The organism is Haloarchaeobius pelagicus (assembly GCF_051207375.1).
Classification (GTDB): Archaea; Halobacteriota; Halobacteria; order Halobacteriales; family Natrialbaceae; genus Haloarchaeobius.
On sequence record NZ_JBPJZD010000001.1, the window covers coordinates 2,005,277 to 2,020,594 of the forward strand.

General features: G+C 65.0%; 13 protein-coding genes. 7 read left to right on the forward strand and 6 right to left on the reverse strand.

The annotated features are described in order from the left end of the window. Positions 1–25: 25 nt before the first annotated feature. On the reverse strand, positions 26–1,117 hold the full coding sequence (locus ACSC1S_RS10575) for a DNA topoisomerase IV subunit A (protein WP_435364259.1): 1,092 nt from the start codon (positions 1,115–1,117) through the stop codon (positions 26–28). Next, on the reverse strand, positions 1,114–3,540 hold the full coding sequence (locus tag ACSC1S_RS10580; protein WP_435364260.1) for a DNA topoisomerase VI subunit B: 2,427 nt from the start codon (positions 3,538–3,540) through the stop codon (positions 1,114–1,116). The genes ACSC1S_RS10575 and ACSC1S_RS10580 overlap by 4 nt, the downstream gene beginning before the upstream one ends. A 114-nt stretch (positions 3,541–3,654) precedes the next feature. Here ACSC1S_RS10580 and ACSC1S_RS10585 point away from each other — a divergent pair, with 114 nt between their 5' ends. The 4 genes from ACSC1S_RS10585 to ACSC1S_RS10600 all read left to right on the forward strand — a co-directional run bounded on the left by ACSC1S_RS10585 (position 3,655) and on the right by ACSC1S_RS10600 (position 9,099). After that, on the forward strand, positions 3,655–3,987 hold the full coding sequence (locus ACSC1S_RS10585) for a hypothetical protein (protein WP_435318827.1): 333 nt from the start codon (positions 3,655–3,657) through the stop codon (positions 3,985–3,987). Between the two features lie 158 nt (positions 3,988–4,145). After that, complete coding sequence (gene gyrB, locus ACSC1S_RS10590; RefSeq protein ID WP_435364261.1) at positions 4,146–6,059, forward strand: DNA topoisomerase (ATP-hydrolyzing) subunit B; 1,914 nt, start codon at positions 4,146–4,148, stop codon at positions 6,057–6,059. Next, complete coding sequence (gene gyrA, locus ACSC1S_RS10595; protein ID WP_435364262.1) at positions 6,060–8,558, forward strand: DNA gyrase subunit A; 2,499 nt, start codon at positions 6,060–6,062, stop codon at positions 8,556–8,558. It abuts the gene before it with no gap. Between the two features lie 109 nt (positions 8,559–8,667). Continuing rightward, positions 8,668–9,099 (forward strand): ester cyclase, encoded by a 432-nt coding sequence (locus ACSC1S_RS10600; protein WP_435364263.1) that lies wholly within the window; start codon positions 8,668–8,670, stop codon positions 9,097–9,099. Positions 9,100–9,148: 49 nt separating this feature from the next. Here ACSC1S_RS10600 and rocF read toward each other — a convergent pair whose 3' ends face one another. Next, positions 9,149–10,075, reverse strand: coding sequence for an arginase (gene rocF, locus ACSC1S_RS10605; protein WP_435364264.1), 927 nt, complete (start codon positions 10,073–10,075; stop codon positions 9,149–9,151). Between the two features lie 147 nt (positions 10,076–10,222). Between rocF and ACSC1S_RS10610 the strand changes: the two genes are divergently transcribed. After that, a complete protein-coding gene (locus ACSC1S_RS10610; protein ID WP_435364265.1) occupies positions 10,223–10,597 on the forward strand; it encodes a hypothetical protein in 375 nt (124 codons plus the stop codon). 9 nt (positions 10,598–10,606) lie between these two features. Here the strand turns inward: ACSC1S_RS10610 and ACSC1S_RS10615 are convergent, their stop codons facing one another. Next, entirely contained in the window at positions 10,607–11,542 is a 936-nt protein-coding gene (locus ACSC1S_RS10615; protein WP_435318834.1) for an NAD-dependent epimerase/dehydratase family protein, read from the reverse strand. 126 nt (positions 11,543–11,668) lie between these two features. Between ACSC1S_RS10615 and ACSC1S_RS10620 the strand changes: the two genes are divergently transcribed. Then, the gene (locus ACSC1S_RS10620; protein ID WP_261651823.1) at positions 11,669–12,202 is read left to right on the forward strand and encodes an Rrf2 family transcriptional regulator; all 534 of its coding nucleotides are present in this window, start codon (positions 11,669–11,671) and stop codon (positions 12,200–12,202) included. A 69-nt stretch (positions 12,203–12,271) separates the two neighbouring features. Further along, positions 12,272–13,429: an NAD(P)/FAD-dependent oxidoreductase gene (locus tag ACSC1S_RS10625; RefSeq protein ID WP_435364266.1), complete on the forward strand. Its 1,158-nt coding sequence runs from the start codon at positions 12,272–12,274 to the stop codon at positions 13,427–13,429. A gap of 65 nt (positions 13,430–13,494) precedes the next feature. On the opposite strand, the gene ACSC1S_RS10630 is transcribed toward ACSC1S_RS10625, so the two are convergent. Together ACSC1S_RS10630 and ACSC1S_RS10635 are read right to left on the reverse strand one after the other, a co-directional pair. Continuing rightward, a complete protein-coding gene (locus ACSC1S_RS10630) occupies positions 13,495–14,313 on the reverse strand; it encodes a YihY/virulence factor BrkB family protein (RefSeq protein ID WP_435364267.1) in 819 nt (272 codons plus the stop codon). A gap of 177 nt (positions 14,314–14,490) precedes the next feature. After that, positions 14,491–15,312: a nucleoside phosphorylase gene (locus ACSC1S_RS10635; RefSeq protein WP_435364268.1), complete on the reverse strand. Its 822-nt coding sequence runs from the start codon at positions 15,310–15,312 to the stop codon at positions 14,491–14,493. Positions 15,313–15,318 lie beyond the last annotated feature (6 nt).

The following is a 15,318-nucleotide window of genomic DNA, read 5'->3' on the forward strand; positions in this document are numbered from 1 at the left end:
ACTGGCCGGGGGACCGAGACCGCCGTCAGATGACGCCCATCTCGTCCAGACGCTCTGGCAGGTAGGTGTCGGTCACGAAGTCGAGACCGCGCGCAGCGAGTGCCTGCTGTTCGGCCTTCTTCCCGATGTCGAGCTGGAGCTCGATCTGTTCGGTCCAGAAGTCGGACTGGAAGCGCGGGTCGTCCAGCTCTGACTCCAGGGCGTTGGTGTCCGAATCCGAGAGGGGGTCCGTCGGCAGGTCGTACTCGACGATGTCCTGCGGGCGGATACCGACGTAGCGGGCCTCCGGCGTCGCGAGGTACTCCGAGAGGTGTGCGGACTTGATGGAGCCGTAGGCGACCGACCCGAAGATGCGGTACGACCACGGGTCACCGTCAGTGAACACCACGACCGGGAGGTCGAGTTCGTCGTGGAGTCGTTTGGTGATGCGGCGGGTCGCCCGGGCGGGCTGGCCCTTGAGGTGGACGACGAGGGCGTTGTAGTCCTCGTCGAACCCGTTCTCGACGAGCCGGTCGCGCATACCACCGGTCTCGACGCACATGACGAAGTCGATGTCGTGGTCGAGGAACTCGACCGTGTCGGGGTTGTTCGGAATCTGGTAGCCACCCTCGCCGACGTCCTTCTGGCAGTGGATCTCGCGTTCGCCGCGGCGGGTCTGCTCGCGAATCTTCAGCGGGCCGATCAGCGTCGCACCCGACTCCTCCGGGCGCATGTGGAAGTCCTCGCGCTTGACCTCGCTGACGATCTCTAGGTCCTCGACGAGCTTGTTCGACTCGTCCTGCCCGTTGAACTGCGCCTCCTCGTTGTCCCAGGACTCGGAGAGGTAGTACAGCTCACGCAGGGTGGACGAGCGGTCCTCGTCGAGCTGCTGGGCGAGGAAGTCGATGGTGTAGACGGCCTTCAGGAGCTTCCGCGCGCCCCGGACCGAGTTGGCCGAGCGCGAGGAGGTCCGGTCGCCGTACACCCAGACCTTCTTGTCCTCGTCGTAGATGATGTTGGACTTCGTCCGGGTCGGGAGGGTCATCGTGGGAATCTGACCTCCCTCGAACTGGTCGTAGAACTCTGCGGCGAGGTCGATGAGTTTCTGCCGTGCTTGGGCGTCTGTGTCGGTGCTCATTGGTTGACGGTGAGTTTTGCTGCCTCGACCTCGCTCACGCTGAGGTCGAACGATGCGTCTGCCGGGACGGTGTACTCGAGGACGGCCTCGTCACCGCTGGACACGTCCGGTGTCCACTTGATGAACCACTCGCCCTCCATCTCGACGACGGTCGCGCCGTCTGTGACGTCCTGTGGCTCGGCGTCGACGATGTCGGTCACGTCGGGCGACTCGTTCGTGTTCGAGTGGTTCTCGACGACGACCCTGACCGTCTGGGTGTCGCCGTCGACTGTGGTCTCGCGGTCGACGAGGACGTTGTTCATGATGCGCGCCATCGCGTCGTCGATGTTCGGCTGGGGGCGGCCCGTGACGTGGGCGACCTTCTCGGCCATCTGCGGGAGTATCTCCGCGAGGACGTTCTGCTTCTTCTGGCGCTTGCGCATCGAGCGCTGCTTCTTCAGGTAGGACTTGAGTTCGCGTGCGGCCTCGCGGATGGCGAGTTCGATCTCGTCCTGGATGACCTCGACCGAGGCGACCGCGTCCTTCGATTCGCTGGTGAAGGGGACGTTGGTCGAGGCGACGTGGACCATGATGACGACCGGGCCGTTCGGGATGCCCGAGCCACCGGGCTGGTCGAGGTTGTAGTTCCGCCAGCCGATGCCCTTGACGACCTCGGTGATGCCACAGCCGCCGCGCTTGTAGACGAGCGGGACGCGGTTGGCGAACCGGAGCAGGTCGGCCTGCCCCTCGGCCTGCAACTCGCCGCCGTAGGCGATGCCGGCCTCGGCGATGAACGGGTCGCCGGCGTGGACCTCGGCGTCGCGGGAGGCGGAGGCGTAGAACTCGGCGTCGTACACCTTCTTCAGGCCTGCTTCCACGAGTTCTGACGTGATGGGCGAGAGACACGAGGTCGGCGGTGCCATGATGTCGGTGACGCGCATGGCCGCCACGAGGTCGCTCGCCCCGTCACGGTTGTCCGCGAGGTTTTTGACGTTCGGCGGGTCGTCCGGGACGGTGACCATCCCGGCCCAGACCGCCTCGACGACGTTCTCGCGCGCGGTGTCGCCGAAGGTCGCTTCCTCGCGCTCCTCGGTCATGTCTGCGGCGCGGTCGACGTAGTCCCGTAACTGCTTGCGGGTGAGGCGGTTCCGGTAGTCGGCGTCAGCCTCGGGGACGAACTTGGCGGCGAGGCGGTCGGCGAACGCGACGACGACCGCGTCGTCCTTCTGGACGCTGGTCGCGTCGTCAGCGTAGCCGCGGATATCGTCGAGGAGCCGGTCCGGTTCCTCGTCGAGTCCATAGCCGGTGATGGTGCGCCAGACCGCCTCGACGACGTTCTCCTGAACGGTGTCGCCGAAGGTCGTGCCGAGGTCGTCGTCGTCCGCGGCGTCGGTGACAGCCGCGGCGACCTGGTGGTGGGCGACGCGCCCGTCGCTGGCGGCGTCGTGGAAGCCCGAGACGGCCGCATCCGCGAACGTCGCCTTCGCGTCGGACGGCTTGTTGTTCACGGCGTCGTCGATGGCCTGTCGTAGGTCCTCGTCGTCGGGGAGCGACCACGCCATCTCGCGGCCGTAGTAGCGGTCGCGGAACTCGTCGATGATGTTGTCGGAGGTCTTGCGCCCGACGCGGGTGAACTCCGACTGCAGGAAGCCCGAGACGGAGTGGGAGTCACTCGCCTTCAGCATCTTCAGGACGTTCCCGAGTTCGACCCCGTGGGGATGCGGGCGGATCTCCTCGGTCTCCTTCGGGAGTTCGTCGGTCGCCCGCTCGTACTTGAAGTGCTCCTGCGGTTCCTTGAGCTCGATGCGGGCGTGCGGGTTGACGACCGCGGTGTGCTGGATGTAGTCGTGGAGCTGCTGGCGCGCCCGCATGTTCGCCTCCATCTCCAGTTCGATACGGGTCCCGTGGGGGCGGTCCCACGAGGTGGTCTTCTCCTCGCGGATCTCGGGCTCGTTGGTGTCCGTATCGATGATGAGCTCGTAGTAGTTCGCCTCGGCGGCGCCCTCCGTTCTGGAGGTTATCTTGGCGGGCTTCCCGCTGGTCAGCTGCGAGTAGAGGACGGCCGCGGAGATACCGATACCCTGCTGCCCGCGTGACTGCTCGCGCGCGTGGAAGCGACTCCCGTACAGCAGTTTCCCGAAGACCTTCGGGAGCGATTCCTTGGTGATGCCCGGCCCGTTGTCTTCGACGATGAGGCGGTAGTAGTCGTCCGCCTCCTGTATCTCGACGTAGACGTCGGGGAGAATCTTGGCTTCTTCGGCGGCGTCGAGGGCGTTGTCTACGGCTTCCTTGACCGCAGTGACCAGCCCTCGGGCTCCGCTGTTGAAGCCGAGCATCTGCTTGTTCTTCTCGAAGAACTCGGCGATGGAGATGGCCCGTTGGCTCTCGGCCAACTCCTCGGCGATTCCTGCTTCCTCGCCGAGTGTCGACTGGAAGGACGTCATTCTGTGGCGCAACGTTTCGCCCGCGGGGTTAAAAGCCGTGTGCAAGCAGGGTGGAAGTGAAGCCCCCCGGCCAGTAACGTGATATATGTCCGTCCTGTATCGACGTGTCAAGAGATGGCACTCCTCGGACCAACCGGTACCGATTACACCCTCGTGGTCGTCGCCGTCGCGCTCGCGGCCCTGCTGGTCTCGACGGCGACGCTTCTGACGCTCCGGAACAGCCCGTGGTCCGTCGACGAGACACCGCTGTGGTTCCTCGCCGGAATCGCCTTCTCGGCGGTCAACGCCGTGTTGCTCGCCGCGCTGGCACTGTACACGATGACGACCGGCCATGAGGCCTCGACGCTCATGCTGCTCGGCGCGTTCGGCGTGTTCTTCGCCGTCGTCGGCGGCTACCAGCAGACCCGGACCGAGCTGCTCGGGACGTACGACATCGAAGATATCTGAACACGTCTCTTTCTCCACCGGTCGACACCCGAACGAGGACCGGCTGGGCTGTCGTCGTTGCTCCATGGTCGCCGCGCCATCACTGAATCTCGGTTCACGCGCGCGAGCGCACACGTGACTTTTATAACCCGTGGCAGTGTAGGCGAGAACAGGTTTTCATGTCCGACGAAAATGAATACAGCGCCGGTCAAATCCAGGTCTTAGAAGGCCTGGAAGCGGTCCGAAAACGCCCGGCGATGTATATCGGTTCTACTGACTCTCGAGGCCTTCACCACCTCGTCTACGAGGTGGTCGACAACTCCATCGACGAGGCCCTCGCCGGCTACTGTGACGACATCACCGTCACGGTGCACGAGGACAACTCCATCAGCGTCTCTGACGACGGGCGCGGTATCCCTGTCGACACACACGCTGAGTACGACAAACCCGCCGTCGAGGTCATCATGACCGTCCTCCACGCCGGTGGGAAGTTCGACAACAAGTCCTACCAGGTCTCGGGCGGCCTCCACGGCGTCGGTGTGAGCGTCGTGAACGCGCTCTCCGAGCGTCTGGAGGTCGAGGTGACCCGTGACGGCGCGGTCTGGAGACAGGCCTTCGAACGGGGTGTCCCGCAGGGTGAACTCGAACGGGTCCGCGACATGGAGCCGGACGAGGAGAACGGGACGTCGATCCACTTCTGGCCCGACCAGGACATCTTCGAGCAGGACGACTACTCCTACACCACGCTCGCGAACCGCCTGCGCGAACTCGCGTTCCTCAACTCCGGCGTGAACATCTCGCTCGTCGACGAGCGCGACGGGAAGTCCGAAACGTTCCACTACGAGGGTGGTATCCGGGCCTTCGTCCGCTACCTGAACGAGACGAAGACGGCGCTCCACGACGACGTCATCTACTTCGAGGACGAGGAGCAGAACATCCAGGTCGAGGTGGCCATGCAGGCCACCGACGAACTCCAGGGCTCCATCCACGCCTTCGCCAACAACATCAACACGCGTGAGGGTGGCTCGCACCTCACCGGGTTCAAGACGGCCCTGACACGCGTCGTCAACGACTACGCGACCAACAACGGGCTGCTGAAGGACCTCGACGACACCCTCAAGGGCGACGACATCCGCGAGGGCCTCACCGCGGTCATCTCGGTGAAACACCCGGACCCGCAGTTCGAGGGCCAGACGAAGACGAAACTGGGGAACAGCGAGGTTCGTGGCATCGTCGAGAGCGCGATGCACGAGAACCTCGGCACCTACTTCGAGGAGAACCCGAACACGGCCACCGCCATCGTCTCGAAGGCGGTCGAGGCCGCGAAGGCCCGCAAGGCCGCGAAGAAGGCCGAGGAGCTCACCCGCCGGAAGTCGGCACTGGAGTCCACGAGCCTCCCCGGCAAGCTCGCGGACTGCCAGACCCGCGACCCCGACGAGGCCGAGCTGTTCATCGTGGAGGGTGACTCCGCAGGCGGGAGCGCGAAGCAGGCTCGCGCGCCCGCGTTCCAGGCGGTCCTGCCCATCCGCGGGAAGGTGCTGAACGTCGAGAAGCACCGCCTCGACCGCATCCTGGAGAACGAGCAGATCCGGAACCTCATCACCGCCATCGGCACCGGCATCGGTGACGAGTTCGACATCGAGGACGCCCGCTACAAGAAGATCATCATGGCGACCGACGCCGACGTCGACGGGGCGCACATCCGGACGCTCCTGTTGACGTTCCTCTACCGGCACATGCGCCCGCTGCTCGAGGCCGGCTACGTCTACGCGACGAAGCCGCCGCTCTACCGCATCCGCTACAACGGGAAGACGTACGACGTGATGAACGAGGCCGAGCGCGAGCAGGTCGTCGAGGAGAAGTGCAACGGGAATCCGACGCAGGTCCAGCGGTTCAAGGGCCTCGGCGAGATGAACCCCGAGCAGCTCTGGTCCACCACCATGGACCCCGACCGCCGCGTCCTCAAGCAGATCAACATCGAGGACGCAGCCGCAGCGGACAAGATGTTCTCCGTGCTGATGGGCGACGCCGTCGGCCCGCGAAAGGAGTTCATCAAGGAACACGCCCCCGAAGCCAACTGGGTCGACATATAGATGAGTTCAGAAGCCCCCGAATCCCCCGACGTTCCAGCAGACCGCATCGAACACGTCCGCATCGAGGACGAGATGGAGCAGAGCTACATCGACTACGCGATGTCCGTCATCGTCGGGCGTGCCCTGCCCGACGTTCGTGACGGCCTCAAGCCCGTCCACCGTCGCATCCTCTACGCGATGCACGACATGGGCGTCACGAGTCGGTCGAGCCACCGCAAGAGTTCGTCCATCGTCGGCGAGACGATGGGTGACTACCACCCCCACGGCGACCAGGCCATCTACGACACCCTCGTGGGCATGGCCCAGGACTTCTCCATGCGCTACCCGCTGGTCGACGGCCAGGGGAACTTCGGCAGCATGGACGGCGACCCGGCCGCAGCCATGCGGTACACGGAGGCCCGGATGGCATCCATCGCCGAGACGCTCATGGAGGACATCGAGAAGGACACGGTCGACTTCTCCTCGAACTACGACGACCGCCTCGAGGAGCCCGACGTACTCCCGGCATCCTTCCCGAACCTCCTCGTCAACGGCAGCACGGGTATCGCGGTCGGGATGTCCACCAACATCCCGCCGCACAACCTCGGCGAGATAATCGACGCGACCATCGAGGTCATCGACAACCCCGGAGTCGACGTGAACGACCTGATGGAGCACGTCAAGGGCCCGGACTTCCCGACCGGCGCGAACATCGTCGGCCGCAACGCCGTCCGCAAGGCGTACGCGACCGGCCGCGGCCGCATCCGCATCCGCGCCGAGTTCGAGGTCGAGGACTGGAAGAAGGACCGGAAACGCATCGTCATCACCGAACTGCCCTACCAGGAGAACAAGGCCCGACTCGTCGAGCGCATCGCCGACAACGTCAACGAGGGCAAGATAGAGGGCATCTCGGACCTGCGCGACGAGTCCGACCGTGACGGCGTCCGCGTCGCCATCGACCTCAAGCGCGGTGCGAACGTCGAGGTCGTCAAGAACCAGCTCATCGAGCACCACCTCGAGAAGACGTTCGGTGTCATCAACCTCGCGCTCGTCGACGGCCAGCCGAAGGTGCTCTCGCTGAAGGAGACACTCGAGCACTACATCGACCACCGCAAGGAGGTCGTCCGCCGGCGCTCGCAGTACGACCTCCAGCAGGCCGAGGACCGCGCGCACATCCTCGAAGGCCGCCTGAAGGCGCTCGACCACATCGACGACGTGGTCGAACTCATCCGGAACTCCGACGACCGCGACGCCGCGAAGATCGGCCTCGAGGAGACGTACGAACTCTCCGAGGCCCAGTCCGAGCACATCGTCCGGATGCAACTCGGCTCGCTCACCAGCATGGAGCGCGCCGAGATCGAGGACGAGTACGAGCAGGTCCAGGAGACCATCGAGTACCTCGAATCCGTCCTCGCCAGCGAGGAGAAGCTCCTCAACGTCATCAAGACGGAACTCCGGCAGGTCAAAGACAAGTACGACGATGACCGCCGCACCTCCTTCGTCGCGGACACCGGCGAGGTCACCCACGAAGACCTCATCCCGGAGGAGGACGTGCTCGTCGTCTTCACCGAGGACGACTACGTCAAGCGCATGCCCGTCGACGCGTTCGACGCCCAGCACCGCGGTGGCAAGGGCATCATCGGCGGCGACATCAAGGAGGGCGACCGGGTGTCGAAGGTGTTCCGCGCGAGCACCCACGACTACTTGCTTTGCTTTACCAACCACGGGCAGGTGTACCAGCTCAAGGGCTACCAGATTCCCGAGATGTCCCGCACTGCCCGCGGGAAGTCGGCCGTGAACATCATCGACCTCGACGACGGCGAGGAGATAACCGCCGTCGTCAACACGGACGACTTCGAGGAGGACGAGGCCATCACGATGGCCACCCGGAACGGCTACGTCAAGCGGACGAAGACCGAGGACTTCCAGAACATCCTCTCGACCGGCATCATCGCCGCGAAGCTCGACGACGGCGACGAGCTCGTCGACGTCGAGGTCACCGACGGCACGAAGGACCTCGTCATCGGCACCGAGCAGGGGATGACCATCCGGTTCGACGAGGACGAAGTCCGGACGATGGGGCGCAACACCCGCGGTGTCCGCGGCATCAAGCTCGACGAGGACGACCACATCGCCGGGCTCGTCGCCACCGACGAGGCCGACGAGCGCGCACTCCTGACCGTCACGAAGAACGGCTACGGGAAGCGCACGCTCCTGTCGAACTACCGCCGCCAGTCCCGCTACGGGAAGGGCCTCATCGACATCAAGACGAACGAGCGCAACGGGACCGTCACGTCGGTGAAGGCCGTCAGCGATGACGACCACGCGGTCGTCATGTCCGAACAGGGCCAGATCATGCGGACCCGCGTCTCGGACATCTCGCTCCAGGGCCGCAACACCATGGGCGTGACCGTGATGGACGTCGCTGCGGACGACGCGGTCGCGACCGTCGAGGTCGTCCCGACCGTTCCGGATGAACCGGACGAGGTCGAGGAGGCCGAAGAGGCAGCCGCCGAGTAAGCTCTCACCGACTCCATCCTTCCGTTCTCCATACTCGAATAGTCGCTCATTAGCTATGGGTCTCGCGTACATCCCTGTGGGTACTCGACCATCACGTCGACGACCACCAATGCCGACACTCAGCCCCACAGCCCTGACGATTCGAGAGAAACGCGAACACGCGTGTGCACTGTTCGAGAGTCGCTGGCAGACGGGCCAGTTCGACCCGGAGCTCGTAACGGCAGACTACCAGGCCTGCGGACTCACCACGGACCCGGCCGATGCCGCCGGTGAGGCCGCCGCGGTCGCGACCGTCCACGAGGCGTTCCCGGACCTCCGGACGACGGTCCGTGCGGTGGTCTGCGAGGGTGACTTCGTGGCCGTCCACTTCGGGGTGACTGGGACACACGAGGGCTCCATCGCAGGCGTTCCTCCGACGGGCGACGAGCTCCGGACCGGGGGGATGGTTCTCTACGCCTTCGAGGACGGGCTCATAGCCGAGTCGCGGACGTTCCTCGACGTGCCGAGCGTACTCGACGGACTGGGCGATACGAGGGTATAGGACGAGGTAGCCCGTCCCGGGTCACCGAGAAACGACGTCTCCGGGGCGTTCAGATGATGCGCTTGCCGAGCCCGCTGGCTGCCAGCTCGGTCGCCAGCTTCGCGGTCTGGTTCTGTTCGTCGAGCACCGGGTTCACCTCGACGAGCTCCATCGACCGGAGCACGTCGTGGTTGCGGTCGTATTCAGCCACGCGTTCGAGCGCGTAGTGGGCCTCGCGGTAGGTGACGCCGCCGTGGACGGGCGTCCCGACGCCGGGGGCCTCGTTGGGGTCGAGCCAGTCCAGGTCGAGGCTGACGTGGATGCCGTCGACACCCGCGGTCGCGACCTCCAGCGCCTCGTCGACGACCTCGGCGATGCCGTGTTCGTCGATGTCGGACATGGTGAACACCGTGCCCTCGCTGTTTCGAATGGCCTCGGCCTCCTCGCTGTCGATGTCGCGCAGGCCGACCCACACCGTGTTCTCCTCGCTGAGGTTCGGCGAGTTCGCCCACTCGACACCCTCGAAGTCGCGGTAGCCGAGTGCCGCCGCGAGGGGCATCCCGTGGATGTTCCCACTCGGCGAGGTCTCGGGCGTGTTGTAGTCACCGTGGGCGTCGAACCAGATGGTGCCGATCTCCGCGTCGCGGGAGGCACCCTTCAGCGACCCGATGGCGATGGAGTGGTCGCCACCGAGGGCGACCGGGACGTAGCCGTCGTCGATGGACTCGGCAACTCGGTCGGCGAGGCGGGTACAGACGTCCTCGACCTCGCGGACGAACTTCGCATCGCGGCCCTCCTCGTCCGGTTCCTCCGCCGCCGGATCGCGCGTCTCCGCGGTCGGCACGAGGAGGTCACCGGTGTCGACACAGTCGACGCCTGCCTTCTCGAGTTGCGCCGCCAGCCCGGCGTAGCGGATGGCCGAGGGCCCCATGTCGACGCCACGTCGGTTCGCTCCGTAGTCGGTCGGTGCACCGATGAGTCGGACCTTTCTGCTCATGGTGCCGGCTTGTCGCGGCGCACCTATCAACGAACCGGTTGGGACCGTGAGAGGACCGGGGGACAAGAGCGGTCGGCTGGGTGAAAAGAAAAATGGGCGCTGTAGTTTCCCGCACTTACAAGTCAGTATCCCGCGTTACTCAGTCACATGAGCACCGACGCCTCGACCAGTTACGACGGTCTGGGGAACCTCCCGCTCCGGTTCGTCGTCTGGGTCCTCGCCGCCATCCTCCTCGGCCGACTGTTCCAGAACAACTCGCTGTACGACCTCCGACAGCTCAGCGCCGAACAGGTCCTCGTCCGGCTGGGGTCGCTCGCGGTCCTCGGTGCGTTCGGCTACTGGCTCGGGGTCCTGGCACGGCCGGACATCGCCGCCATCGTCATCGTCGCCTCCGGGGGCTTCGTCGCGATGTGGATGCTCCCGTGGCTCATCATTCGTATCATGGTGTACGCCACCGACAACGAGGAGTACGCCGACGCGCGGAAGTGGGAAGCCATCACCGCGGGGCGAAAGTTCGACTGATTCGGTTCTTCAGTCCAGGTACGGCGCGCAGACCCGACGCATCCCTTCTTCGAAGCTGACCTGGGGCTCCCAGCCGGTCGCTTCGGTCATCTTCGTGTGGTCGGCCATCGTATGCTGGACGAACACGTCCTCGTCGATGGGGTTCTCGACGTGTTCCGGCTCGATGTCCTTCCCCATGATGTCACACAGCGTCTCGACGATCTCGTTCGCGGAGTACTGCTCGCCGGTGCCGAGGTTGTAGATGCCGGTCAGTTCGTGGTCCGCGGCCGCTTCGAGGCCGCGGACGATGTCGTCGACGTAGGTGAGGTCGCGGGTATGGGTGCCGTCACCGTAGATGACCGGCGGTTCGTCGTTCGCGAGCCAGTCGGCGAACTGGGCGACGATGTTGGCGAACTCGCCCTTGTGTTCCTCGGCACCGCCCTCGTAGCCCTGGTAGACGGAGAAGAAACGCATGCCCGCCATCGAGAGGTCGTGGTAGTTGTGGAAGTACTCGGCGTAGCGCTCGCGGGCGAGCTTGGAAGCCTCGTAGCCGGTGTTCGCGGCGACGTCCATGGACTCTGGCGACGGTTCGGTGCGGTTCCCGTAGATGGAGGAGGTCGAGGCGTAGACGACGGTGTCACAGCCGTCCTGGCGGCACTGCTCGACCGTGTTGGCGAAGCCTTCGACGTTGACACGAAGGCCGTTGAGGAGGTTCTCGCGGGAGTCCTCGTGCATTTTCAGCGAGGAGAGTGCCGCGAGATGGAAGAGGGCGTCGACGCCCTCGGTCGGGAGGTCGTCGTCGAGGACGCTCGCCTGAACGAACTCGACGCCGTCGTCGAGGTTCTCGGGCGTCCCGAGGTAACAGTCGTCGACGACCACCACGTCGTTCTCCTGTGCGAGATAGTTCGCGAGATTCGAACCGATAAAGCCTGCGCCACCTGTGACGAGGACGCGCTTGTCCTGCATGCGTCCGGGTCGTTCGGCGACGCTTGTATCACTATCGTTTACTGTCCTCACCCTGACGAACTGGACAGTCCGCCGAATCGGCCAGTATCCCACGCCTTTAAGGACGCTAATTACGAATGATTTTCCATGTCGTCAATCGAGCTGACCCCGAGCCAGAAAAACATCTTGCAGGCACTCATCAACCTCCATCGGAAAACCGAGGACGCCGTCAAGGGTGAGGACATCGCCAAGCGTGTCGACCGGAATCCGGGGACCATCCGCAACCAGATGCAGAGTCTGAAGGCCCTCCAGCTGGTCGAGGGTGTACCCGGCCCGAAGGGTGGGTACAAGCCGACCGCAGCCGCGTACGAAGCACTCGAGATACAGCAGATGGACGAGCCCGCGACCGTCCCGTTCTTCCACGAGGGCGAGGAGGTCGAGGACGCCATCGTCGAGGAGATCGACCTCTCGTCGGTCCACCACCCGGAACTCTGTCGTGCCGAGATTCACGTGCAGGGGTCAGTGCGTGACATCCACGAAGGGGACTCGGTCATCGTCGGTCCGACGCCGCTCTCGAAGCTCCGCATCGCCGGCACCGTCGACGGGAAGGACGACACCAACAATATCGTCATCCTTCGCATCGATGAGATGGAGGCACCGGCCGAAGAGCCGGCGCATTAGACTGCCAACAGTTCGCACACCCGCCGGGGTTTCAACACCTTTGTATCGGTCGGTTTCTGAGGTTGCCGTATGGCTACGAAGGTCGTCGTGCTCGGCGCGGGCTATGCCGGCGCAGGCACCATCAACGATTTACAGGAGAAGGTCGGCCCGAACGTCGAACTGACGTGGGTCGCCGACAAGGACTATCACCTCGTACTGCACGAGTCCCATCGCTGCATCCGGGACCCGAACGTGCAGGACAAGATCACCATCCCCGTCGGCGAGATCGCCGACCCCGGGACCGAGTTCATCAAGGGCGAAGTGACGAACGTCGACGTCGACGAACAGGTCGTCGAACTCGCCGACGACACCACCGTCGACTACGACTACGTCGTCGTCGCGATGGGCAGCCAGACCGCCTACTACGGCATCCCCGGGATGGCCGAGAACTCCCTCACGCTGAAGAACCTCGACGACGCCCTCGAGATCCACGAGCAGGTCAAAGAGGCTGCCGAGAACGCGACCCGTGACGACCGCGCGACCGTCGTCGTCGGCGGTGCCGGTCTCTCCGGCATCCAGTCCGCCGGTGAGATCGCGGAGTTCCGCGACAAGCACCGCGCCCCGATGGACATCTACCTCGTCGAAGCGCTCGAAGAGATCTTCCCGCCGGGCGACGCGGAGATCCAGGGCGCGCTCCGCAAGCGCCTCGAGGACGCCGACATCGAGATTCTCACGAACGACCCCATCACGGAAGCCGAGGAGGGTACCATCCACTTCGACGAGGGCGAGCCCCTCGACTACGACGTCTTCCTCTGGACCGGCGGTATCACCGGCCACGACTGCATGGACGAGGTCGACCTCGAGAACGAGCACAACCGCGTCAACGCGGACATGACCTTCCAGACCTCCGACGAGCACGTGTTCGCCATCGGCGACTCCGCCGTCATCGAGCAGCCCGGCGAGCGCCCGGCCCCGCCGACCGCCCAGGCCGCCTGGCAGGCTGCCGAAGTCGCCGCCGAGAACGTCGTCCGCGCCATCAACGGCCAGCGCCTCGAGTCCTGGACCCACAACGACAAAGGGACCGTCGTCTCCATCGGCGACAAGGCGGTCGCCCACGATGTCGACATGCTCCCCATCTCGACGTTCGGTGGGTTCCCGGCCGAGACGCTGAAGAAGCTCATCGCCGCCCGCTGGATCGCGACGGTCACCTCCTGGAATCGCGCCCGGAAGTCCTGGGACGCGCTGTAGACCCGACGCCGTCTTTCTCCCCGTCTTCACGCCTCGACCAGCCAGCCGTGGCGCTCGGCGGGCGGTCAGCCCCCGCCAGCCGTTCCCGGTTCGGTACTCGAACGGTCCAGTTCGACCGCGTTCACGACAGCGCCGAGCAACAGGACGACCCCACAGAAGTAGAGCCAGGTGACCAGCAGCAGGATACTCGCGATGAGGTTGCCATCCTCCCCGCTCAGGGAGGCGTAGACCTGGAAGAGCACCTGGAGCAGCGTCCACCCGACGGCCGCGACGAGCGTCCCGGGCAAGACGTCACGTGGCTCGGTCTCGACGTCCGGGAACAGGTAGTACATCGGGAAGAACGCGACGACGAGACCGACGACCAGTATCAGGGGCACCAGGGCCCAGAGGAACGGGACGAACGAGAAGAACGCGACCACGCTGGTCGCACCGACCATCGCGACGACCCCCAGCGTGAGGGTCACGAGCATCAACAGGCTCTTTTGCAGCTGGCCGACGAACGTCTCCCTCCCGGTCGTCTCGTAGACGGCCGAGAAGGCGGTGTCGATGCCGCGGAACACCTTGATGGCACCCCAGACGAGCGCGAGCACCCCGATGACGGACGCGCCGACGGTCGAGCCCGCCCCGGCGCTACGCTGTTGTTCTATCATCACCTCGATGACGCCGCCCACCGCCGGGGAGACGCTACTGGTGGTGACCTCGACGATCCGGTCCTGGAGTTCTGTCGCTCCGAACACGGAGACCGCGAGGAAGAAGAACAGGAGCAACGGGACGAGTGAGACGAACGCGCTGTAGGCGATGCTGCCGGCGAGGAAGGTCACGTTCTTCTCGCTGAAGACGTGCTTGACCAGTTTCGCCCGTTCGACGACCGGCTGGAGATCCATACGTCACATATGGCGTCCTGCGACCGTAATCGACCCCCCTGACGGTGGGGCCCAGCGTTGAAGTACCAGAACGGACCGAAACCCGTCGTGTCCTGAACGAAGCCGCGCGGGGAACACGGCGGGTGTGCGACGACCCTCCGCGCGAGAATAGTGAGGTTCGTCGCCTGTTCGCCAAACTCAGTCCAGCGAGAGCCCGGCGTGCCAGCGGTCGACACCAGCTTCTGCCTTCTTCTCGTCCATCTTCGCGAGCAGCTTCGTCGCGAGCGACGCACACTCCGAGGCACGGGACTCGCCCTCGGTCCGGAACTCACCGGTGATGCGGTTGGCGTACACCGAGCAGACCGCGCCGGCGCGCAGACCGTAGACGTTCGCGATGGTCATGATGGCGGCGGCCTCCATCTCGATGTTCTTCACGTTGGCCTCCTTGAGGTTCTCGACCAGCTCCTCCCCACCGGCAGCCTGGAAGTCCTCGAAGCCGGGTCGCCCCTGCCCGGCGTAGAAGGAGTCAGCAGACATCGTGATGCCGGTGTGGTAGTCGTAACCGAGGCGCTCGGCGGCGGCGATGAGTGCGCTCACGACCTCGAAATCGGCGGTCGCGGGGTAGTCCTCGCGGACGTACTCCTTGCTCGTCCCCTCCTGGCGGACGCCGCCGGTCGTGATGACGAGGTCGCCGACCTCCATGTCAGGCTGAATCGCGCCACAGGAGCCGACGCGGATGAACGTGTCCACGCCGACACGAGCGAGTTCCTCGACCGCGATGGCCGCAGATGGAGAGCCGATGCCGGTGGAGGTGACCGAGATGGGTGTCCCGTCGTAGGTCCCTGTCGCAGTCCGGTACTCGCGGTGGTAGGCGCGCTCCTCGTGGCCGTCCCAGAGCTCGGTTATCTTGTCGACTCGCTCGGGGTTGCCGGGCAGCAACACCGTGTCGGCCACGTCCTCGGGGCCGACCTCGATGTGATACTGCACGTCGGCGTTGGGGTCTTCGCTGTCGCCAGTCATGCAATC